The sequence below is a fragment of the Streptomyces sp. NPDC050509 genome, assembly GCF_044457965.1.
Taxonomy (GTDB): Bacteria; Actinomycetota; Actinomycetes; order Streptomycetales; family Streptomycetaceae; genus Streptomyces.
Genome location: NZ_JBITHL010000001.1, coordinates 366,320 through 387,743, shown reverse-complemented (window position 1 = coordinate 387,743; position 21,424 = coordinate 366,320). Strand labels below are relative to the sequence as shown.

Below are 21,424 nucleotides of genomic sequence, written 5' to 3'. Positions count from 1 at the left end.
CCATCATTGTCTCCCACTTCGATAGGCGTGACGGCATGACAGAGGTGTCCGAGGGCCTCGCCGTTGACCGAGCGGGCCGGGCTCCGCTCACGAATGTGGGGGTCGCACCGCGCCCCGACCAGGGTTGGCAGCGAGCTCAGTCGTACATGTATGTGAACCTCTGTCATGCGTGTGGACACGTTACGTACGCGTCCTCATCCGGTCAATGACTTCATCGCGGAATCTCGCAAGGCCGCACCGCCGTCCAGTTGGCGCGAGCTGCCCAGGTCGGATGCGGAAGGCGGCGGCGTGAGCGCTTGACGGTTCCCGCGGTGCGTCCTAAATTCCCTCGCATAGACATGTACCGGGATCACGGTCATATATCTGAACGGAGTCTTATGCTTGACGGAGTGCTGTTCTTTCCGGTCACGCCCTTCGCACCCGACGGCGCTCTCGATCCACAGGCTCTTGAGACCCACGTACGGGCAGGGGTGACCGCCGGTGCGGGCGGGGTTTTCCCCGCCTGTGGCACCGGGGAGTTCCACGCCCTGTCGCAGCAGGAGCACACCGACGTCGTACGCACCGCGGTCAAGGCGGTGGACGGGGCGGTCCCCGTGTACGCGGGTACCGGCGGCGCGCTCCCGACGGCGATCGCCCTCGCCGAGTCGGCGCGTGAGAACGGCGCCGACGGGCTGCTCCTGCTGCCGCCGTACCTGGTCAGCGGGGATCAGGACGGGCTGGTGCGGTACGTGAGGACGGTCGCCGAGGCCTCCGGGCTGCCCCTCATCGTCTACAACCGGGCCAACGCACGGTTCGGCCCGCGCGCCGCCGTGGAGGTCGCCGCGATCGACCAGGTCGTCGGTTTCAAGGACGGCGCCGGCGACATCGAAACCCTGGCGCGCACCGTGGTCGCCATCCGTGAGTCGCTGCGCGAGCGCGGCAAGTCCTTCCAGTTCTTCAACGGTCTCCCCACCGCGGAGGCGACCGTGCCCGCCTACCGGGCCATCGGTGTCCCGCTGTACTCGTCCGCCGCCTTCTGCTTCGCCCCCGAGGTCTCCCTCGCCTTCCACCGCGCGGTGACCACCGGCGACCAGAAGCAGGTCGACGCCCTCCTGGCCGGTTTCTTCCACCCCCTGGTCGCCCTGCGTGACAAGGTTCCCGGATACGCGGTCTCCTTGGTCAAGGCCGGTGTACGCCTGCGCGGCCTGGAGGTGGGGTCGGTCCGCGCGCCGCTGACCGACCCCACGCCGGAAGACCTCGACGAACTCTCCTCACTCGTTGAGCGAGGACTCGAACTGGTAAGGAACGCCGCCTGATGAGCACCGAGAAGCTGCGGATCTCCGCCGTCACCATCACCCCCGTCGCCTTCCGCGATCCGCCGCTCCTCAACTCGGTCGGCGTCCACGAGCCGTACGCCCTGCGCGCGATCGTCGAGGTGCGGACCGACGGCGGACTCACCGGGCTCGGCGAGACCTACGCCGACGCCAGGCACCTGGAACGGCTTCAGGCCGTGGCGGAACAGATCGTCGGGCTCGACGTCTACGCCACCGAGGAACTGCACCGGCGCGTCGGCGAGATCATCGCCCGTATCGGCAGTGTCGGCGGCTCCGGGCTGACCGGGATGGTCACCACCAGCAGCACCGTCGACCGGGTGCACTCCCCGTTCGAGGTCGCGCTGCTCGACATCCAGGGACAGGCGTGCGGCCGGCCCGTCTCCGACCTCCTCGGTGGCGCCGTTCGCGCGGCGGTGCCCTTCAGCGCGTACCTGTTCTACAAGTGGGCCGGTCACCCCGGCGCCGAGCCGGACGAGTGGGGCGCGGCGCTGGACCCGGAGGGCGTGGTGGCCCAGGCCCGGCGCATGGTCGACGCGTACGGGTTCACCGCGATCAAGCTCAAGGGCGGCGTCCTGCCGCCGGAGGAGGAGGTCGAGGCGGTACGGGCGCTGCGCGCCGAGTTCCCCGATCATCCGCTGCGGCTCGACCCGAACGCCGCCTGGACGGTGCCCACCTCCATCAAGGTGGGCCAGGCGCTCGACGGGGTGCTGGAGTACCTGGAGGACCCCACACCGGGTATCGAGGGCATGGCCGCCGTCGCCCGCGAGGTGTCGATGCCGCTGGCGACCAACATGTGCGTCGTGGCCTTCGACGAACTCCACCCCTCGGTGGCCGTGGACGCCGTACAGGTCATCCTCTCCGACCACCACTACTGGGGCGGACTGCGCCGTTCCAAGCTCCTCTCCGGGATCTGCGACACCTTCGGCATGGGCCTGTCCATGCACTCGAACTCGCATCTGGGCATCAGCCTCGCGGCGATGACCCATCTCGCGGCGGCCACCCCGAACCTCACCTACGCCTGTGACACCCACTGGCCGTGGAAGACCGAGGACGTCATCGAGCCCGGCGTCCTGGCGTTCAAGGACGGCTCGGTGGAGGTGCCCACCGCCCCCGGCCTCGGTGTCACGCTCGACCGTGACGCCCTGGGGATCCTGCACGAGCAGTATCTGACCAGCGGTCAGCGCAACCGGGACGACACCGGCTACATGCGCACCATCCACCCGACCTACCGGTCCACCATCCCGCGCTGGTAGGGGAGAAGGCGGCAGGAGAAGAAGAGACGGAAGGAGCGGCCCGGTGGCGCAGGACGCGCCGCCGGGCCGCTCGCTGCCGGGGCGGCTCGGATCGACGCGCTCCCGGCGTCGCCCCTGTTCGCCGGCCGTGGCGGGAGCGTTGACGCGTCGGCTTCCCGAACCTATCTTCTGATCGGAACTCGGAACGATGTTCGACATGCCGAACGGCGGGTGTCTCCTCATCGGTCCGTGACCAGGCTCTCGGGAGCCGTTTCGCACCGGTGCCGAACGCTCATGCCGTAACTCACCGTCGCAGAGACGAGGAAACCATGGCAGCTCCCCTCTCCAGACGAGGCCTTCTCCGGACCGCGATAGCCACCGCGGCGGCGTCGGGACTCTCCTGCGCCTCCGCCGGTCCGTCCGCCGCCGCGGCCCTCCCGGCCCCGTCCTCCTGGACGCTCCGCCCGTTCGATCTGAAGGACGTCTCGCTCGGCCCGGGCCTCTTCGCCACGAAACGCCGGTTCATGCTCGACCACGGCCGTGGCTACGACGTGGACCGGCTGCTCCAGGTCTTCCGCGCCAACGCCGGGCTGTCGACCCGCGGCGCGGTCGCCCCCGGCGGCTGGGAGGGCCTCGACGGCGAGGCCAACGGCAACCTCCGCGGCCACTACACCGGCCACTTCCTGACGATGCTCGCCCAGTCCTACGGCAGCACCGGCGACCAGGTGTACGCCGACAGGATCCGCTACATGGTCGACGCCCTGACCGAGGTCCGCTCCGCGCTGCGGACCTCCCCGTCCGTCCTCGGTGTGCCCGGCAGGTTCGGCACCGCCGCGGAGAACGTCCGCGGCTCCCACCAGTACGTCGACCTGCCGCCCGGCGTCCTCGGCGACGCCCGCGCCGTCACCCTGTCGGCCTGGGTGAAGCCCACCCACCACGCGGACTGGGCGCGGGTCCTCGACTTCGGCGACGGCACCACCCGCTACCTCTACCTCGCCGCCCGCAACGCGAACGGAACCCCTCGCTTCGCCCTCACGACCGCGGGCGCCTCGGGCGAGCAGGGACTCGACGGCGACGAACAGCTCCCGCTGGACCGGTGGAGCCATCTGGCCGTCACGATCGGCGGCGGCACCGGTGTGCTCTACGTCAACGGGAGCGCCGTCGCCCACGGGGCGATGACCCTCGACCCGGCGGCGCTGGGCACGGTGCGCAACAACTGGCTCGGCCGCTCGAACTACCCGGGCGACCCGGTGTTCGCCGGGGCGTTCGACGAGTTCAACATCTGGGCACGCGCCCTCACGGCGGGCGAGATCGCGGGGCTCCAGGACCACCGGGCCGCCGACTCCCCGGCGGGCCGGGGCGATCTGGTGTCGTACGCCTTCGACGAGACCACCGGCTCCACCTTCGCCGACGGCTCGCCGCGTGGCCTGCCCGCCACCCTGCGCCGCACCTGGGGCGCGCCCAGCCACCCCGGGTTCCTCGCGGCCTACCCGGAGACCCAGTTCATCACGCTGGAGTCCATGACCAGCAGCGACTACGGCGTCGTATGGGCGCCGTACTACACCGCGCACAAGATCCTCAGGGGCCTTCTCGACGCCCACCTGTACACCGACGACCCGCGGGCACTCGACCTCGCGTCGGGCCTGTGCGACTGGATGTACTCCCGGCTGTCCCGTCTGCCCGCGAGCACCCTGCAACGTATGTGGGGCATCTTCTCCAGCGGCGAGTTCGGCGGCCTGGTCGAGGCCGTCTGCGACCTCCACGCCCTGACCGGCAAGCCCGAACACCTCGCCCTCGCGCGGCTGTTCGACCTCGACTCCCTCATCGACGCGTGCGCCGCGAACCGGGACGTCCTGGACGGCCTGCACGCCAACCAGCACATCCCCATCTTCACCGGGCTGCTCCGGCTCCACGACGCGACGGGCGAGGCACGCTACCTCGCCGCCGCGAAGAACTTCTGGGACATGGTCGTCCCCAGCCGGATGTACGGCATCGGCGGCACCAGCACCGGAGAGTTCTGGCGGGGCCGCGGATCCGTGGCCGGAACGATCAGCGCCACCACCGCCGAGAGCTGCTGCGCGTACAACATGCTCAAGCTGAGCCGCATGCTGTTCTTCCACGAGCAGGACCCGAAGTACATGGACTACTACGAACGGGCCCTCTACAACCAGGTCCTCGGCTCCAAACAGGACACCGCGGACGCCGAGAAGCCGCTGGTCACGTACTTCATCGGGCTGACGCCCGGCCATGTCCGCGACTACACACCGAAGGCGGGCACCACCTGCTGCGAGGGCACCGGCATGGAGAGCGCCACCAAGTACCAGGACTCGGTCTACTTCAGGAAGGCCGACGACAGCGCCCTGTACGTCAATCTGTACAGCCCCTCCACCCTGACCTGGGCCGAGCGGGGCATCACCGTCACCCAGACGACCGACTACCCCAGGGAGCAGGGCTCCACCCTGACCATCGGCGGCGGCAGCGCCGCGTTCGAGCTGCGTCTGCGCGTGCCCTCCTGGGCCGACGCCGGTTTCCAGGTGACGGTCAACGGCGCCGCCGTGCAGGGAAAGGCGCTGCCCGGCAGTTACTTCGCCGTCTCCCGGACCTGGCGCGGCGGGGACACCGTCCGGGTCCGGGTGCCCTTCCGGCTCCGGGTCGAGCGGACGCCCGACGACCCGGCCCTCCAGTCCCTCTTCCACGGACCGGTCAACCTGGTCGCCCGCTCCGCCTCGACCAGCCCTCTGCGGTTCGGGCTCTACCGCAACGCCGCCCTCTCCGGTGACCTCCTGCCCACCCTCACCCCGGTGCGGGACAAGCCGCTCCACTACACCCTCGACGGCAGCGAGTTCGCCCCCTTCTTCGAAGGGACCGAGGACCCGACGCACGCGTACTTCCGGCGGGACGAGCCCCGTATCGCGTTCGGGAACACCGGCTCGGACGTCGCCAACCCGTCGAAGCCCGACGGTACGACCCTCCTCGACGAGGTATGGGCCGGGGCCCCGTTCCGCGACAAGGGCGCGCTCGTCTCACGGGTACGGAGCACCGTGGACGCATGGGTGTCGGCGGGCCTGCTCGGCCGGAACGACGGCCGGACGGTGGTGCGGACGGCTCAGAGCGCCTCGTACACGCCCTGACCCCGCGCGGCGTGGTGGCGGCCGATCGGGAGCATCAGGGGCCTCCCCGATACGGGGTCCTCGATGACGCGGCTGTCCAGGCCGAACACGGCGCGTACGTTCTCCCGCGTCAGCACCTCGGCCGGGGCGCCGACCGCGTGGAGCCGTCCCTCCGCGAGGGCGATGAGGTGGTCCGCGTACCGGGCGGCGAGGCTGAGGTCGTGCAGGACCATGACGATGGTCGTGCCGCGCGCCTGGTTCAGATCGGTCAGCAGGTCGAGGACCTCGATCTGATGGCTCGCGTCGAGGAAGGTGGTGGGCTCGTCGAGCAGCAGCAGATCGGTCTGCTGGGCCAGCGCCATCGCGATCCACACACGCTGGCGCCGGCCCCCGGACAGCTCGTCCACGGCCCGGTCGGCGAGCGGCGCCGTGTGTGTCGCGTCGAGGGCGGACGCCACGGCGGCGTCGTCCTTCTCGCTCCAGCGCAAGAAGATGCCCTGGTGCGGGTGGCGCCCCCGGCCGACGAGGTCCGCGACGGTGATGCCCTCAGGGGCGACCGGTGACTGGGGCAGCGGGTCCTTGCGGAGGTTGCCCAGCATCTCGCCCTGCCCGGGAACCGCGTCGTCGCAGGTCACCCCGTGCGTTCTCCGGCCACCCGGCGCGAGTGATGCGAGGACGGTCCGGAGCTGCGAGGCTGGGCGTGACGGACATTCGCGATCACGACCGGCGTCTCGGACGAGTGCGTGCGGCGGCCGTCCCGGCCGCTGTGGGCCCCGTCGCCCACTGGCCGTCCCAGCGCAGGAGGCTCTCCGATGACCGGAATACCGGCGACCACCATCCAGGGGCGGCCGTGGCTCTCTCCCCGGGAGCGTGCCGCTCTGGGCAAAGCGGCACGGACCCGCGCGCCCCGGTCCGCTCATGAGGAGTTCGAGCCGTCCCCGGACCGGACGGACCCCGTGAGCGTCATCGAAGCGCAGTCGGCCGCGCGCCTGCCCGAACTCGTACCGATCCGCTACGGAAGGATGACGGAGTCCCCGTTCCGCTTCTACCGCGGCGCGGCCTCGATCATGGCGGGCGACCTGTCCACGACGCCCGTGTCCGGTCTGCGGGCGCAGTTGTGCGGGGACGCGCACCTGCTGAACTTCCGGCTGCTGGCGTCGCCGGAGCGCAATCTCCTCTTCGACATCAATGATTTCGACGAGACACTGCCCGGCCCGTGGGAGTGGGATCTGAAGCGGCTGGCGACCAGTTTCGTGATCGCCGGACGGGAGAACGGCTACTCGGACGCGGAGCGCGGCGCGATCGTCCGGAGCACCGCCCGGTCGTACCGCGAGCAGATGCGCCGCTTCGCCGGGATGCCCCATCTCGCCGTCTGGTACGCGAAGGCCGACGCGGCGCAGCTGGAGGCCCTGGCCACCGGCCGCCTGCGGCAGCGTGGCCGCGACCAGGTGTCCAGGACTCTGGCGAAGGCACGCACCCGGGACAGTCTTCAGGCCTTCGAGAAGCTCACGCGGGTGGTGGACGGCCGTCGGCGGATCGTCCCCGCGCCGCCCGTCGTCATGCCGATAGCCGACCTGCTGCCCGACCTCGAACGGGCCGAACTCGAAGAGACGATCCGCGATCTCGTCGCGCGGTACGGAAAGAGCCTTCAGCCGGACCGCCGGCGTCTGCTCCAGCAGTTCACCCTGGTCGACATGGCACGGAAGGTGGTCGGGGTCGGGAGCGTCGGCACCCGCTGCTGGATCATTCTGCTGCTGGGCAGGGACAGCGGGGACCCCTTGTTCCTCCAGGCGAAGGAGGCCGACGAGTCGGTACTCGCCGCGTACGCCGGCGCCGGCGAGTTCGCCACGCAGGGCGAGCGGGTCGTCGCCGGCCAGCGCCTCATGCAGGCGGCCAGCGACATCTTCCTCGGCTGGGAGCATGTGCACGCGCCCGACGGTCTGGAACGGGACTTCTACATACGCCAGTTGCGTGACTGGAAGGGCATCGTGGAACCCTCGGTGATGGTGCCGCGCGGCATGGGAGTCTTCGGCGAACTGTGCGGCGCCACCCTCGCCCGGGCTCACGCGCGCTCCGGTGACCGTATCGCCATCGCCGCCTACCTGGGACGCGGCGACGTCTTCGACCAGGCCCTCGTACGGTTCGCCGAGGCCTACGCCGACCAGAACGAGCGCGATCACCAGGCACTGGTCGACGCCGTCAAGGCCGGACGGGTCGCGGCCCAGGCCGCATGAGCCCGGCACGATCCGGACGTCCCGCGTCCGCCGCGCCTCACGCCCGCGGCGCCGCGCCTCATGCTCCCGTCCGGGGGCTTCTCCCCGGCAGCCCCCTGACCGGCAGTTCGCCGGCCGAAGGACGCTTCCCGGCCGCGCCGTCCGGCGCCGCCCGCGATCCGTACCGCCGGGCCAGCGGTCCGGAGGAGAGACCGTGCGCCACCACGCTGAGCAGAACGGTGCAGACCACCACCGGAACCACCACACGAGCGGTGGCGGGCGCGAGTTCCTCGACGGCCAGCAGCCCGAAGATGATGGACGCGAGCCCGCGCGGACCGAACCAGCCGACGAACAGCACCGTTCCGCGGTCCAGGCCACTGCCCAGCAGCGCCAGGAACACCGGCACCATCCGGATCACCGTCAGACTCAGGGCCGCGTAGCAGACCGCCTGCCAGGTCAGATGCCGGACCGCCTCCGGGAGCATGACGGCCCCGAACATCAGCCAGACCAGGAGGGAGAGCACCGACGCCGACTGCTCGGTGAACGTGAGCTGCCACTGCGGAGCGCCTTCCCCGTAAGCCGTCCCGAAGGCGAGGCCGCCGATGAAGGCCGCCACGAATCCGTTGCCGCCGAGCGCGATCGCCGAGGTGTAACACAACAGGGCGAGAGCCAGCACGGCCGGGCCGGCGAAACCCTCCACCGCCCAGGACCCGCGCAGCGCCGACCGCAACAGCCAACCGGCGACCAGACCCACCGCGGCGCCGTACGCCAGGCCGATGAGCAGTTCCAGAAGGGCGCCGCCGGGCCCCGTATGGCCCGCACCGGCCTCGGCGGCCACCAGGCCCGCCAACGCCAGAACCACGAAAGGGGTGGCGATGCCGTCGTTGAGACCGCTCTCCACATTGATCGTCCGGCGGACCCGTGCGGGAACCACCGGATTGTCCATCATCGAAGCGCCGAGCGCCGCGTCCGTGGGAGCCAGCGCGGCTCCCAGATAGAGCGCGGCCCAGCCGGACGCACCCGGAACGAGACCGAGCGCGACCAGCGTGCCGAGTCCGACGCACAACGGCAGCCCGATCAGGAGAAGGCGTCCGTACAGGCCGATGTCCGGGCGCAGGGACCGGACGGACAGCCGTGCGGCATCGGTGAAGAGCACCCAGGTCAGAGTGACCTCCACCAGCGCCTTGATGGTCCCCTGCGAGGGGACGAGGTCCACACTGCCGAACCCCTGGTGCATCAGGAAGCCGACGAGCACGAACACGGCGGGGGCGGTGAGTTCGACACGCGCCACCTTCCGTGAGCACAGGCCCCACAGGAACAGCAGGAGCAGGATCAAGGAGAAGGTGATGTCCATTCAGCGGCTCCCGTTCCGACGTCCCACCCACCGGCCGGTCGGCTCCGAAGGGCGAAACCGCCCTCGCGGACCCCTGCCCGGAAACAACCCCGGTGTCCGAGATTACGGATCCGCGCGCGCCTCACGCGCCGGGCCGCGCCGAGCGCCGCGCGCATCCGGTGGACGCGGCGTCACACCGGCCGGTCGGACGTCGCCTCCCGCGCTGGGACGGCGGCGTCCGTGAGCACCCGCGTGAACGACTCGGCGATCGCGGCGATGTCCACGGACGGGTCGTGCATCCACTGGATCTGCAGCCCGTCCAGGACCGCCAGCAGCATCCTGGCCAGGTGAGCGGCCGGTTCGTCGTCCCGGACCGCCCCGGCCCGCTGCTGTGCCTCGACGTCCCGCGTGGTCTCGGCCGCGAGACCTCGGTAGCGCTCGGCGAAGTAGCGGTGCGCGGGGCTCGCCGGATCGGTGGCCGCGGCCGAGAGGGTGACGTACAGCTTGGCCAGTCCCGGATGCTCGGTGGTGTGGCGCGTGGTCGCCACCACCGCGTCGATCGTGTGCGTGCCCGCCCCGGAGGCCTTGGCGAGCTCCTTGCCCAGCACGTCCCGTCGCTCCAGAACCGCGAGAAGCAGCGCGTCGCGCGTGGGGAAGTAGTACGTCAGCGCCGGCTGCGTCACCCCCACCCGGTCCGCGATCTCCTGCAGCGAGGCGCGTTCCCCGTGCTCGTCGACGGCCTCGTAGGCGGCCTGGAGGATCTGTTCCCGGCGCTCCGCGCTCTTGCGGTACGGGCCTCGTGGCTTTCGCTGGTTGGTCACGCGCAGAACCGTACGGCACCGTGATTTCGCGCTGATCCACCGCTACTCGGCGGTGACGACGACCTCCGCCGCCTCGCATCCCGGCGCGGTCGCGGTGAGGCGGATCTCGCCGCGCGCGGTGGGGCGCAGGACGGCCAGCGCGCGGCCCTCGTACGTGCGCCGCTCGGTGGCGTCGAACCGCTCCTCCGTCGAGGGGTCGGCGCTGCCGAAGCCCAGCAGGACCCCGGCCCCGGAGACCTCCACACTCACCGGGCGGTCGGCGCCGGTGTGCGGGGTACCGTGCGCGTCGGTCAGGGTCAGCGTGACGTAGGCGAGGTCGCCGCCCGTCGCCCGGATAGCCCGGCGGTCCGCTTCTGCGGTCAGGTGTACGGGGGTGGTGGCGGAGCGCAGGCTGCTGCGGCCGGCCTCGTGTCCGTCCCGGTAGGCGACGGCAAGCAGTTCGCCGGGTTCGTGAACGGTCTCGAACTCGGTACGGAAGCGGTGCTCCTCGCCGACCCGGCGCCGCCCGAGCGAGCGCCCGTTGACGAGGAGTTCGACCTCGTGGGCGTCGCTGTAGATCTCGACGGCCACCGGTGCCCCCTCGAAGCCGGGCCAGCTCCAACTGGAGACGCTGTCGCTCCAGGCCCACGGCGATCCCGCGAAGGTCCTGCCGTGGTGCTCGGGCCTGCGGACCGCGATGTACGGCTCGGACCGCAGCCCGAAGACGATCTCGCGGTAGTAGGAGGCGGGCCGGCGGTGGCCGGTGATGTCGATGTCGCCGCAGCCCGCCAGGAGGTAGGGGTACGGAGCGGTGGGGGAGGGCTTCGGCCCGCCGGGGGTGAGGTACTGGGGGCGGCCGATGCCGACCTCGCCCAGATAGTCCCAGCCGGTCCAGGTGAAGTCCCCGATGACATGGCCGTGTTGCTTGACCAGCCGCCAGTTGCCGTCGATGCGGGTGGGGAACGTCTCGGTGCCGAGGATGATCCGGTTCGGGAACAGGCCGCGGTCCAGGGCGTAGCGGGCCTCCGCGTAGTTCATTCCGGCGACGTCGAGGACGGCGAAGGACTCGGCCGTACGCTCGGTGACCAGCTCGGAGGCGCTGATGGCGTTCATCGCGTCCCCCACGTCGGACATGAGGGTGTTGATGCCGGCGCCGTCGTCCGACGCCTGCTCCGGGGCCTGCTGTCCCAGGGCGCCCAGCTCGGACATGACGGCGAGCAGGCCGTTGACCGCGTTGGTGACGTAGCGGGTGGGATCCAAGGAGCGGACCGTGTCGGCGAGCCTGCGTCCCCACGCGGCCCCCGCGGGCGATCCGGTCTCGGGGATCTCGTTGCCGATCGAGTAGAGGATCACACTGGGGTGGTTGAAGTCCTTGGCGACCATCGCCTCGATGTCGCGCTCCCACCACTCGGGGAAGCTCAGGCTGTAGTCGAACTCGCTCTTGCCCGAGGTCCACACGTCGAACGCCTCGTCCACGACCAGCATGCCGAGACGGTCGCACGCGTCGAGCATCGCCTTGCTCATCGGGTGGTGCGACATACGGATCGCGTTGAACCCCGCCGCCTTCAGGATCTCCACGCGCCGTTCCTCCGCGCGGGCGAAGGTCGCGGCGCCGAGCACCCCGTTGTCGTGGTGGACGCAGGCGCCGCGCAGCTTTACCGTCCGCCCGTTGAGGCGCAGGCCGTGCTCCGGGTCGAGTTGGAGCGTACGTATCCCGAAGGCGGCGGACGCCCGGTCCACTTCGCCGTTCTCTTCCTTCAACGTCACGTCGCAGGTGTACAGAGTCGGCGCATCCGGGCCCCACAGCGAGGCTTCGCGCACATAGAGACGTTGCCGGGCGGACGCGGGCTCCCCGGGCAGCACCGTCAGCCTGGCCGCATCCGTGGCGACGACGGCCCCGGAGGCGTTCCGTATCTCCGTGACGACCTCGACCGTCCGGATCTCGATCGAGTCGTTCTCCACCGCCGTGACCACCTCGACCACGGCCCGCTCCCGGTCGACGTCCGGAGTGCTGATCCTCGGACCGTCGGGCTGGATCCGGACGACGTCTCCCACGAACAGCCAGGTGTCCCGGTAGATGCCCGCCCCCGTGTACCAGCGGGAGTCCCGATGGCTCCGGGCCTCGACGCGGATCTCGTTGTCCTGGCCGAAACGCAGGAAGCGGTCCGCGTCGATGTGGAAGTGCGAGTAGCCGAAGGGGCGTTGCCCCGCGTACGTCCCGTTGATGAACACGGTCGCGTCGCGGTACACGCCCTCGAACTCGATGAAGATCCGCTTGCCCCGGTACTCCTCGGGAACGGGGAAGACCTTGCGGTACTCGAAGACCCCGCCGGGGAAGTAGGCCCCGGCGCCGCCCTCCATGGTGACCTGGCCGTCGGGAGCGGTCCGGCGCTGACCGATCAGCGCGTCGTGCGGCAACGTCACCGGACGGAAGGGAGCCGACGGGCCCGACAGTTCGGCGAAGGGGTTGACCTTGGGGCGGGTCTGCCAGCCGTCGTTGAAGGACGTGCCGATCATGTGGGCTCCCATGAGGTGTCGGGCCTGGCGTGGGTCTTCCGGGTGGCCGGACCGTAAAATCTATCACCCAAAGAATTTGGCGACCAGGTGACCGTTCACTCCTTCGTCGCGCCGGCGAGCATGCCGGAGACCAGCGCGCGCCGGGAGAAGAGGAAGACGACGAGGACGGGCACGACGGTGATCAGCGCGGCGAGGGCCGGTTCCGGCCGCATGATCTGGTTGCCGACCCCCGCGGAGGGGTTGAAGACCGACGACGAGGAGAGCAGATTGCTCAGCCCCACCTGCGCCGGGTACTGGGAGCTGTCGGGCAGCATCACGAACGGCAGGAAGAAGTTGTTCCAGTTGGCGACGAAGCTGAAGAAACCGACCAGCGCGACGACCGGCTTGGCCGGCGGCAGGGCGATGAGCCGGAAGACCTGCCACTCCGAGCAGCCGTCCACGCGCGCGGCGGCCGGCAGGTCCGCCGGAAGGTTGGAGGAGAAGTAGATGTACGTGAGGTAGACCCCGAACGGGAAGAACGAGAAGGGCAGGATGACCGACCGGATCGTGCCGTCCAGATGGACGGCGTTGACCCCCAGGTACAACGGCAGGACCAGCGCGGCCGAGGGCATCAGCATCACCAGCAGGGTGGTGGTCAGCAGCAGCCGCCGGCCGATGAACCGGGTGAGCGCCAGACCGTATCCGGCGGGTACGCCGGGACCTGCTCGAAGACCTGCTGGCGGGCCGCGAGCCCGCACCCGGCCCACGTCTCAGCGCGGCGACGCGGGCCGGTCTCAGCCCCGGCACACCGTGCGCCGTGGTCACCGCGGTCCCCGTGGCCCCGCTCTCCGACGAGTACGGCCTCCGCTCCGCCGCCGCACTCCTGGGGCGAGCCGTCGGCGAACCGGCCCGGGTGCTCACCGTTCTGCGGCAGGACGAGATCGTGATCGTACGGGCCCTCCGCGACGTCGCCGGAGAGCTGCCGACGGAGCCGGTGAGATCGCCCGGCAGACCCTGGCCGATCGGGGAGTACCGCTGGCGATAGGGATCAGCACCCGCCACGCCACCGTCGCCGACCTCGGGAAGGCCTACCACGAGGCGGTGACACCGGACCGAGCCCTTCGCCCGGCTCTTCATGGCACCCGGCGTGCAGCACTGCACCGGTGGTCCGGGCGCCTCCCCGGCCGACCCGATGGCAGCCCTCGTGAAATGGGTCGAGCGGGGTCAGGCCCCCGACACCCTCCTCGCGCGGAACGGCGACACGCCCCGTCCGCTGTGCCGCTGGCCGGCCGTCGCGCGCCACACCGGACACGGAAGCACCGACGCCGCCGCCAACTTCCGCTGCTCCACCGCGTGACACCGTGTCGGGCGGCCCGCCAGGGGGAGGGCCGCCCGACACATCCGTACGGGCCAAAAGAGCGGCGCGGGTCCGGTACGACGGCTCACGCCGGGCGGTGGTCCCACCGCCGGACCGGCGCCGCCTCCGTACTTCCCGTCTCCTTCGTGCCGCCCGTCATTCGGCGCCGACGACGACATCGCTCATGCCGCCCTCCTCGCGCCAGCGCTTGAGCAGCGTGTGGAAGGCGATGGGCCCTTCGCCGTACGACTCGCGTCGCGGGCTGGGCCTGCCCTCGTTGTTGTAGTAGCCGGGGGTGCACTCGGCCTGGAACGCGTACAGGTCGGGCGCGTTCTCGCGGATCGTGGCCACCCAGTCCGCCTCGGCCCGCTCGGTCGGCTCGACGTAGCGGGCGTCGCGCCTGCGGGCCTCCGCGACGACCTCGGCCACATGGACCGCCTGTTCGTCGAGGATGTGCACATAGTTGACGGCGCTGGCGTTCTGGAGCGGGCCGAGCTGGTAGAAGTTCGGGAAGCCGTGGCTGTAGAAGCCGTGGAGCGTCTTGGGACCGGTCCGCCAGGACTCGGTCAGCGCGACGCCGTCCCGCCCGTACACCGGGAGCTTTCCGGACAGGGCCCCCGAGACGCCGACCTCGAAACCGGTCGCGAAGATGACGCAGTCGACCTCGTACTCGACTCCGCCGACGACGACGGAGTTCTCCGTGATCCGCTCGACGCCGTGGCTGTCGGCCGTGTCGACGAGGGTCACGTTGGGCCGGTTGAACGTCTGGAGGTACGTGTCGCTGAACGTGGGCCGCTTGCACATGTAGCGGTACCAGGGCTTGAGCTTCTCGGCCGTCGCCGAGTCCTCCACCACGGAGTCCACCCGGTCGCGGATCTCGTTCATCTTCTGGAAGTCGGCGATCTCGTAGAGGCGTTCACGCTCCTGCGCCGGCACATCGTCGTAGGCACTGCTGGGGATGAGCTTCTGCTGCAACCGGGCGCTGCTGGTCCAGCCGTCGGACACCAGGTCCTCGTCCGCCCGGCCCCCGGTGACGAGCATGAGGAAGTTGTCCCTGCGGCGCCGCTGCCATCCGGGAGTCAGCGACTCGGCCAGCCCCGGCTCCGTCGGGTGGTTGTTCCGCACGTCGACGGAGGACGGCGTGCGCTGGAACACGTAGAGGTGCTGGGCGTCGGCCCCGAGGTGAGACACACACTGGATCGCGGTGGCGCCGGTGCCGATGACCGCCACACGCTTGTCGGCGAGCTTGTGCAGGTTCCCGTCCGCGTCGCCGCCGGTGTAGGCGCAGTCCCAGCGGCTCGTGTGGAACGTGTGCCCCTTGAAGTTCTCGATCCCGGGGATGCCGGGGAGCTTCGCCTGACTGAGTGTTCCGCTGGATATCACCACATGGCGGGCCCGTACGCGGTCCCCGCGGTCCGTGCTGACGATCCACTCCGACGCGGCCTCGTCCCAGCGCAGTTCGGTCACCTGGGTCTGGAAACACGCGTCGCGGTAGAGGTCGAAGTGGCGCCCGATAGCCCGCGCGTGCTGCCGGATCTCCTCTCCGGGGGCGTACTTCCACTTCGGGAGGTAACCGACCTCCTCCAGCAGCGGCAGATAGATGTACGACTCGATGTCGCAGTGGATGCCCGGATACCGGTTCCAGTACCACGTACCGCCGAAGTCCCCGGCCTTCTCGATCACCCGGATCGACTCCACACCGGCCTCGCGCAGGCGCGCTCCGGCGAGCAGACCGCCGAAGCCTCCCCCGATGACCAGCGCCTCGACCCGGTCGTTCAGCGGTTCGCGATCGACCGTTCGATCCGTGTAGGGGTCGTCCGCGTAGTAGCCGAACTCACCGTCGACGGACTGGTACTGGCCGCTGCCCTCGGGGCGGATCCTGCGTTCGCGCTCGGCGCGGTAGCGGGCGCGCAGGGCATCCGGGTCGAAGCCCGCGTCCCGCTGGTCCTGAGAGACGGGGCCGGACGAGGAGCCGGACGGGATGTGGGGGGTGGACATACGAGGCGCTTCCTCTCGGATCGGAAGAACTCAGGGGATGATCCGCCGCACCGGACCGGTACGGCGGAGCCGTTCACGCTTCGACGGCGGTCTTCCTCGGCCCGGGGGCCGAAGGGGTCTTGTCCGCGTCGCCGGTGATGTCGCGTACGGCCGGGATGACGGCCGCGATCGCGGCGGAGACCAGGGCGACGCCGCAGCCGATTAGCAGGGCCGTGCGGAAGCCGCCCTCGGAGGTGATGGTGTGGCCGCCCACGCCGGTCGTCATCTGGGAGAGGACCAGGCCGATCACGGCGGCGCCGATCGAGGTGCCGAGCGAGCGCATGAGGGTGTTGAAGCTGTTCGCGGCGGCGGTCTCCGCGAGCGGTACGGAGCTCATGATGAGCGCCGGCATCGAGCCGTACGCGAGGCCCACACCGCTGTTGATCACCATGATGGCCGCCATGATCCCCCACGCCGACCCCATGAGCAGGAGGGAGAGTCCGTAGCCCGCCGCGATGACCAGGACCCCGCTGAGCAGGGTGACCTTCGGGCCGCAGGCGTTGGTCAGCTTGCCGCCGAGCGGGGAGACGACCATCATCACCAGACCGCCGGGCGCCATCCACAGGCCGGACGCGAGGATCGACTGCCCCAGGCCGTAGCCGGTGGCCTCGGGGAACTGCAGCAGTTGCGGCATCACCAGCATGCTGGCGTACATCGCGCAGCCGACGAAGACCGAGGCGATGTTGGTGAGCAGCACCCGCGGACGGGCCGTGGTGCGCAGGTCGACCAGCGGGTCGGTCGTACGCACCTCCCACCAGCCCCAGGTGACCAGGAGGACGACAGCGGCGGTGAACAGGCCGAGCGTGGTCCCCGAACCCCAGCCCCAGTCGGCGCCCTTGGAGATCGCGAGCAGCAGACAGACGAGGCCGGCGCCGAGGCCGAGCGCGCCGGGCGCGTCAAAACGCTGACCCTTGGCGGCGGCGGGCACACTCGGGATCAGGAACCAGATCAGTACGCCGATCACCGTGGCCAGAACGGCGGCGCCCCAGAAGAGCACCCGCCAGTTCGCGTACTGGGCGACCGCCGCGGCGATCGGCAGGCCGAGACCGCCGCCGATCCCCATGGAGGCGCTCACCAGGGCGATCGACGAGCTGAGCTTCTCCGTCGGAACGACGTCGCGCAGCAGGGCGATCCCCAGCGGCACCATGCCCATGCCCATGCCCTGCAGACCACGCCCGATGATCATCGGGACGACGGAGGAGGAGAGGGCGCACACCACCGAGCCCGCGACCAGCGGCACCGTGCACGCGAGGAGCATGCGGCGCTTGCCGAGCAGGTCGCCCAGGCGGCCGACGACCGGAACGCAGACGGCGGCCACGAGGAGGGTGGTGGTGATCACCCAGGTGGCGTTCGACGGTGTGGTGTGCAGGATCCGCGGCAGCTCCGCGATGAGCGGTGTGACCAGCGTCTGCATGATCGCCGCCGTGGTGCCGGCGAGCGCCAGCGTGGCGACCACGCCGCCCGAGCGGGAGGCGGGCTGTGGGGCGTCCATCAGGGGACTCCTATGACTGTGCAACGGACTGCGCAACTGACGGTGCGACCGGAAACAAGCATCTGCATCATACATATGATGTGCATCGAGCACATCATATGTATGATGCATTCTGTGTGGGGCGGTGGAGCACGGCCGTCCACGGGCGGTGCGACAATGACCCGGCGAGAAAGGCAGGAGGCGACATACGCATGGTCGGGGCCACGCAGGAGATCGAGTACGAGCAGATGCTGCTCAGCCGCCACACGTTCCTGAACCAGAGAGGCGGTCGACGCCAAGGCGCCGTACTGGACCGCAGTGCCTACATCCTGCTCAGCCGTATCCGCATGCAGGGACCGATGTCGATCGGTGAACTCAGCGACGCCTTCGGGCTCGACGCCTCCACCCTGAACCGGCAGACGGCCGCGACCGTCCGGGCCGGATTCGTGGAGCGCATCCCGGACCCCGACGGCGGCATGGCCCGCAAGTTCCGCATCACGCCGGAAGGCGCGCGTGTACTCGACGAGGAGCGGGAAGGCATCGTCAGCTCCCTGACCCAGGTCATGGCCGACTGGCCGGAGGAGGACATCGCCGCCTTCGCCGCCTACCTGAAACGCTTCAACACCGACATCGAACGCCTCGCCGGCCGGCCCTGGCCCCGCCCGTAGACCCGGCCGCGCGACCGGCCGTAGACCCGGCCGTGGGACAGGGGGACCGCGCCCGCGGCACTAGAATCGCCGGATGCCGAAGGACCTCTCTCCCGACCTCGTCGTGGCCGACGCGGACCCCGTCTGGACCAGCCGGGGTACGGCGCTCACCGACGGACTGTACGAACTGCTCGCACCGCTCGCGCTGCACGTCGAACACATCGGCAGTACCGCGGTGCCCGGCATGGCGGCCAAGCCCGTGTTCGACATCCAGATCAGCGTCCGCGACCTCCAGGAGGCGCAGGACGCGTTCGCCGGACCGCTGGCCGACCACGGCTTCGACCTCGCGCCGTACCGTCAGGACCATGTCCCGGCCGGCAGCGACGACGACCCGGCGCACTGGACGAAGCGGCTGTGGATCCGGCGCGGTCACCCGGAATCCGACGTCAACCTCCATGTCCGGGCGGCCGGTTCGCCCAACGAACGGCTGGCCCTCCTCTTCCGTGACTGGCTGCGGGCCCACCCCGAGGCCGTTCCGGCCTACGCGCGCTTCAAGCAGGTGCTCGCGGGTGCCGTCCCGGACCTCGCCACCTACGCCGATGTCAAGGATCCCGTCGTCGATCTCGTCGTCGCCGTCGCCGAACCCTGGGCACGCGCCACGGGCTGGCAGCCGTCCGCCACGATGACGGTCAGGCCCGCCTCCCACCGGGCCTGAACCCCGGGGACTCAGCGCACCGACCCGGCCCAGGCCACCCACTGCGCCACCGCGTTGGTGGCGTAGCAGCCGGAGGGCAGGAAGAGGGTGAGCTCGCAGGCGTGCCGGCCCGGTGTGTCGGTGTCCTCGCCCGTACGGTCCACCCGTACCCGGGTCTGTACGACCGTCGGACGCAGGCCCTGGGTGCGGCGCATCTCCCCGCCGTCCCAGCGATGGCGCTCGTAGGGCAGCGCCGTAGCCTCCTGGAGCAGGGCCAGCACATCGTCCCGATGGGTGGCGAAGGTGTAGGGGATGCCGTCGCGGACGGTCTCGTCGAGCGGATGGCGGCCGACCTTCCGTAGGAGCGCCGCCAGTTGGGCGTTCCAGACGTACGAGGCGTGCGCGCACAGGTAGAAGGCCCGCACCCGGGGGTCGATCCGGTCGAAGAAAGCGGAGGCGGGACCGGTGAAGAGCAGGGCGCGCTCCGCCTCCGGGGACTTCGACTCCCGGACGAGACCGAGCGCGGTCCCGTGGTCCCCCTCCAGAAGGGCACGGCCGATCTGATGGGTCGTCCGGGGGCCGCCCGCCACCCCGAAGCGCTGGGTGTCGTAGTAGTTGACGAAGAACAGGTCGCCGGCGCGCTCGCCGAGCGCCTCGACGGTCCGCACGAACCCGGCGCTCAGCCCGCGCACGATGATCCGGAAGCCGTTGCCCTCCAGATGCCCGGCGCGCAGCCCCTGGTGACCGTAACCGTGGAGACTGAGACGCATGGTGCGCTCGCCCGAGCCATGGCGGGTGTTGAACTCGGCTATGCCGTCCGGGGAGAGTCCGCCCCGGCACGCGAGATGCTGCTCGGTGACGGCGTCCTCGTCCTTCAGCCCCGCCGTCGACAGGTCGGAGGCGGGGACGCCGCAGACCGCGGCGATCCGCTCGACCGCCTCGAACGTGGTGTACCCGCGCTTGCGCAGCCGCAGATACTGGAACGGGGCGTCCTGCTCGTCCTGGACGGGCAGGACCATGCTTTCCTGGACCACGAAGTCGGTGTCGTGAGCCTTGAGGATGGGGTACTCCACGGTCACTCCGTTCCTTTCGTCCTGCCGGAACTTCCCGGAACTTCCCGGGGCGGCGCGGGGAGGTGCGGGGCGGATGGTGCGGTGGTGTGGTCCGGTGGCGGTACGGGCCGCTGCGTGCCGCCGCGCAGCAGCGAGGACGCGGTGGCCGCCAGACACAGGCAGAGCAGAACCAGCAGCGCCGTACGGTGCTGCCCGACGAGAGTGTCCGGGCCGCCCGGCGCCGCGAGAACCGACGACCGGACGTCGCCGCCCGCCGGCCCGCCGGACGGTACGTGACCGGCCACCAGGGCCAGGGCCAGGACCGAACTGATCAGATAACCGGCGTTCTGGAGCATGGACCGTACGCCGTTCGCGATGCCCCGCCGGTGCGCCGGTACCAGCGACATCAGTTCGCCGGTGTTCGGCACTCCGAACAGGCCGGCGCCGACCCCGGTCAGGAACAGCCCCGGCCCGACGAGGCCGGTCGGCGCGGGCGGGCCGAGCGACAGCGCCAGGACCAGCAGCGCGATCCCCAGCGCGGATGTCGCCGTGCCCACGCTGGACAGCAGCCGCGCCGGACGGCGGGTGGCCAGATGCCCCGCAACCGGGGAGGCGAGCATGGCTCCGACGGCCATGAGCATGACCTGGAAACCGGCGGACAGGGCGTCGAGACGCTCGACCGTCTGGAGGTACAGGGACATCACCAGGACGACGGAGAAGTACGACATCGCCGTCAGGAAGGCGGCCAGCAGCGCCATCGCGCGGCGCCGGTCACGGAAGAGCCACGGGTCCACCAGGGGATGCCGCTGCCGCCGCTGGACCAGCGGGAAGACGAGGAGCGCGGAGACCGACACGGCCGCGCTCAGCAGGACGGGTCCGGACGTCCACCCCCGTGAGCCGCTCTCGGTCAGCGCCAGCGCCCCGCCTCCCAGGAACAGGACCGACAGCAGGGCGCCCGCCACGTCGAACTTCTCGGAGGAGCCCGAACCGCGGTCCGGGCGCAGGACATGGACCGCCCAGCAGCAGGCGACCAGCCCGGCCGCTCCGCTGGTCCAGAAGATCCCGGACCAGCCCTGGAGTTTCGTCAGCACCCCGCCCAGCAGGGGGCCGGCGGCCTGGGTGGCGGAGATGAGCGTGGCGTTGATGCCGAGGGCCCGCGGCAGCCGCTCGGGAGGGAAGGCGTCCGCGAGCAGCGCGGTGGTGTTGGCGATGACGGCCGACGCCCCCACACCCTGGAGGATCCGGCCGAGGACCAGCCACCAGGCGTCCGGGGCGAGGGCGCAGCCGACGCTGGCCAGGGTGAACACGGCGACACCCCCGACATAGAGCCGGCAGCGCCCGAACAGGTCCGCGAGACGGCCCCAGACCAGCAGCAGGACGGTGCCGGCCAGCAGATAGCCGAGAATCATCCAACTGGCCTGCGCGGCCGAGGCGTCGAAGTGCCGGACGATCCCAGGCAGGGCCACGTCGAGCCCGCTGGTGTTGAGTCCGGTGAGCAGTGCGGTCAGCGAGGTCACGGAGAGCACTCGGCGGCCGTGGCGGACCGACGCCGCGCCACCGGCCGGGGCCTTGAGGGCGGTGTGGTGGAGATGGGTCAACGAAGGGGGCCCCGATCGGTCGCGGGGCCGCCCGTTCGCCCGTGAGCCGGAACATGTCGGTGTGTCAGATG

At 70.7% G+C, this 21,424-nt stretch carries 15 protein-coding genes and 2 pseudogenes; 8 read left to right on the top strand and 9 right to left on the bottom strand.

All coding sequences use genetic code 11. From position 1 onward, the window contains the following. Window positions 1–377 precede the first annotated feature (377 nt). From ACIBJC_RS01415 to ACIBJC_RS01405, 3 genes are all read left to right on the top strand, one after another. Window positions 378–1,295 carry a 5-dehydro-4-deoxyglucarate dehydratase gene (locus ACIBJC_RS01415; protein WP_399286107.1) on the top strand — a complete coding sequence of 306 codons (918 nt, stop codon included), beginning with the start codon at window positions 378–380 and terminating at the stop codon, window positions 1,293–1,295. Continuing rightward, window positions 1,295–2,566, top strand: a complete 1,272-nt coding sequence (locus ACIBJC_RS01410) for a glucarate dehydratase family protein (RefSeq protein ID WP_399286105.1) — start codon at window positions 1,295–1,297, stop codon at window positions 2,564–2,566. The genes ACIBJC_RS01415 and ACIBJC_RS01410 overlap by 1 nt, the downstream gene beginning before the upstream one ends. 308 nt (window positions 2,567–2,874) lie before the next feature. Beyond that, on the top strand, window positions 2,875–5,676 hold the full coding sequence (locus tag ACIBJC_RS01405) for a beta-L-arabinofuranosidase domain-containing protein (RefSeq protein WP_399286103.1): 2,802 nt from the start codon (window positions 2,875–2,877) through the stop codon (window positions 5,674–5,676). On the opposite strand, the pseudogene ACIBJC_RS01400 reads toward ACIBJC_RS01405, so the two are convergent. Then, a pseudogene (locus ACIBJC_RS01400) lies at window positions 5,652–6,227 on the bottom strand (ABC transporter ATP-binding protein); the annotation flags it as partial. The gene ACIBJC_RS01405 and the pseudogene ACIBJC_RS01400 overlap by 25 nt on opposite strands. Window positions 6,228–6,467: 240 nt before the next feature. On the opposite strand from ACIBJC_RS01400, the gene ACIBJC_RS01395 reads away from it, so the two are divergent. Next, complete coding sequence (locus ACIBJC_RS01395; protein ID WP_399286101.1) at window positions 6,468–7,889, top strand: DUF2252 domain-containing protein; 1,422 nt, start codon at window positions 6,468–6,470, stop codon at window positions 7,887–7,889. 58 nt (window positions 7,890–7,947) lie between these two features. On the opposite strand, the gene ACIBJC_RS01390 is transcribed toward ACIBJC_RS01395, so the two are convergent. From ACIBJC_RS01390 to ACIBJC_RS01375, 4 genes and pseudogenes are all read right to left on the bottom strand, one after another. Then, entirely contained in the window at window positions 7,948–9,222 is a 1,275-nt protein-coding gene (locus ACIBJC_RS01390) for a cation:proton antiporter (RefSeq protein WP_399286099.1), read from the bottom strand. A 170-nt stretch (window positions 9,223–9,392) separates the two neighbouring features. After that, the gene (locus tag ACIBJC_RS01385; protein ID WP_399286097.1) at window positions 9,393–10,022 is read right to left on the bottom strand and encodes a TetR/AcrR family transcriptional regulator; all 630 of its coding nucleotides are present in this window, start codon (window positions 10,020–10,022) and stop codon (window positions 9,393–9,395) included. A gap of 42 nt (window positions 10,023–10,064) precedes the next feature. Beyond that, a complete protein-coding gene (locus ACIBJC_RS01380) occupies window positions 10,065–12,518 on the bottom strand; it encodes a glycoside hydrolase family 2 TIM barrel-domain containing protein (RefSeq protein WP_399286095.1) in 2,454 nt (817 codons plus the stop codon). Between the two features lie 95 nt (window positions 12,519–12,613). After that, window positions 12,614–13,210, bottom strand: a pseudogene (locus tag ACIBJC_RS01375) (carbohydrate ABC transporter permease); the annotation flags it as partial. A 104-nt stretch (window positions 13,211–13,314) separates the two neighbouring features. On the opposite strand from ACIBJC_RS01375, the gene ACIBJC_RS01370 reads away from it, so the two are divergent. Both ACIBJC_RS01370 and ACIBJC_RS01365 read left to right on the top strand, forming a co-directional pair. Continuing rightward, window positions 13,315–13,542: a hypothetical protein gene (locus ACIBJC_RS01370; protein ID WP_399286093.1), complete on the top strand. Its 228-nt coding sequence runs from the start codon at window positions 13,315–13,317 to the stop codon at window positions 13,540–13,542. A 102-nt stretch (window positions 13,543–13,644) separates the two neighbouring features. Then, window positions 13,645–13,854 carry a tannase/feruloyl esterase family alpha/beta hydrolase gene (locus tag ACIBJC_RS01365; protein WP_399286091.1) on the top strand — a complete coding sequence of 70 codons (210 nt, stop codon included), beginning with the start codon at window positions 13,645–13,647 and terminating at the stop codon, window positions 13,852–13,854. Window positions 13,855–14,010: 156 nt separating this feature from the next. On the opposite strand, the gene ACIBJC_RS01360 is transcribed toward ACIBJC_RS01365, so the two are convergent. Together ACIBJC_RS01360 and ACIBJC_RS01355 are read right to left on the bottom strand one after the other, a co-directional pair. Then, entirely contained in the window at window positions 14,011–15,852 is a 1,842-nt protein-coding gene (locus tag ACIBJC_RS01360) for a flavin-containing monooxygenase (RefSeq protein WP_399286089.1), read from the bottom strand. A 73-nt stretch (window positions 15,853–15,925) separates the two neighbouring features. Beyond that, window positions 15,926–17,383 carry an MFS transporter gene (locus ACIBJC_RS01355; protein WP_399286087.1) on the bottom strand — a complete coding sequence of 486 codons (1,458 nt, stop codon included), beginning with the start codon at window positions 17,381–17,383 and terminating at the stop codon, window positions 15,926–15,928. Window positions 17,384–17,574: 191 nt separating this feature from the next. On the opposite strand from ACIBJC_RS01355, the gene ACIBJC_RS01350 reads away from it, so the two are divergent. Both ACIBJC_RS01350 and ACIBJC_RS01345 read left to right on the top strand, forming a co-directional pair. Continuing rightward, entirely contained in the window at window positions 17,575–18,030 is a 456-nt protein-coding gene (locus tag ACIBJC_RS01350) for a MarR family winged helix-turn-helix transcriptional regulator (protein WP_399286085.1), read from the top strand. A gap of 73 nt (window positions 18,031–18,103) precedes the next feature. After that, window positions 18,104–18,724, top strand: a complete 621-nt coding sequence (locus ACIBJC_RS01345; protein ID WP_399286083.1) for a GrpB family protein — start codon at window positions 18,104–18,106, stop codon at window positions 18,722–18,724. 11 nt (window positions 18,725–18,735) lie between these two features. On the opposite strand, the gene truD is transcribed toward ACIBJC_RS01345, so the two are convergent. Continuing rightward, complete coding sequence (gene truD, locus ACIBJC_RS01340) at window positions 18,736–19,776, bottom strand: tRNA pseudouridine(13) synthase TruD (protein WP_399286081.1); 1,041 nt, start codon at window positions 19,774–19,776, stop codon at window positions 18,736–18,738. Between the two features lie 2 nt (window positions 19,777–19,778). After that, the gene (locus ACIBJC_RS01335; protein WP_399286079.1) at window positions 19,779–21,353 is read right to left on the bottom strand and encodes an MFS transporter; all 1,575 of its coding nucleotides are present in this window, start codon (window positions 21,351–21,353) and stop codon (window positions 19,779–19,781) included. Between the last annotated feature and the right edge of the window lie 71 nt (window positions 21,354–21,424).

Excerpts from the sequence above, each read along its gene's own strand:
- ACIBJC_RS01415 (WP_399286107.1), top strand. The coding sequence starts at position 378 with ATGCTTGACGGAGTGCTGTTCTTTCCGGTCACGCCCTTCGCACCCGAC.
- ACIBJC_RS01410 (WP_399286105.1), top strand. The coding sequence starts at position 1,295 with ATGAGCACCGAGAAGCTGCGGATCTCCGCCGTCACCATCACCCCCGTC.
- ACIBJC_RS01405 (WP_399286103.1), top strand. The coding sequence starts at position 2,875 with ATGGCAGCTCCCCTCTCCAGACGAGGCCTTCTCCGGACCGCGATAGCC.
- ACIBJC_RS01395 (WP_399286101.1), top strand. The coding sequence starts at position 6,468 with ATGACCGGAATACCGGCGACCACCATCCAGGGGCGGCCGTGGCTCTCT.
- ACIBJC_RS01390 (WP_399286099.1), bottom strand. The coding sequence starts at position 9,222 with ATGGACATCACCTTCTCCTTGATCCTGCTCCTGCTGTTCCTGTGGGGC.
- ACIBJC_RS01380 (WP_399286095.1), bottom strand. The coding sequence starts at position 12,518 with ATGATCGGCACGTCCTTCAACGACGGCTGGCAGACCCGCCCCAAGGTC.
- ACIBJC_RS01360 (WP_399286089.1), bottom strand. The coding sequence starts at position 15,852 with ATGTCCACCCCCCACATCCCGTCCGGCTCCTCGTCCGGCCCCGTCTCT.
- ACIBJC_RS01355 (WP_399286087.1), bottom strand. The coding sequence starts at position 17,383 with ATGGACGCCCCACAGCCCGCCTCCCGCTCGGGCGGCGTGGTCGCCACG.
- ACIBJC_RS01350 (WP_399286085.1), top strand. The coding sequence starts at position 17,575 with ATGGTCGGGGCCACGCAGGAGATCGAGTACGAGCAGATGCTGCTCAGC.
- ACIBJC_RS01345 (WP_399286083.1), top strand. The coding sequence starts at position 18,104 with ATGCCGAAGGACCTCTCTCCCGACCTCGTCGTGGCCGACGCGGACCCC.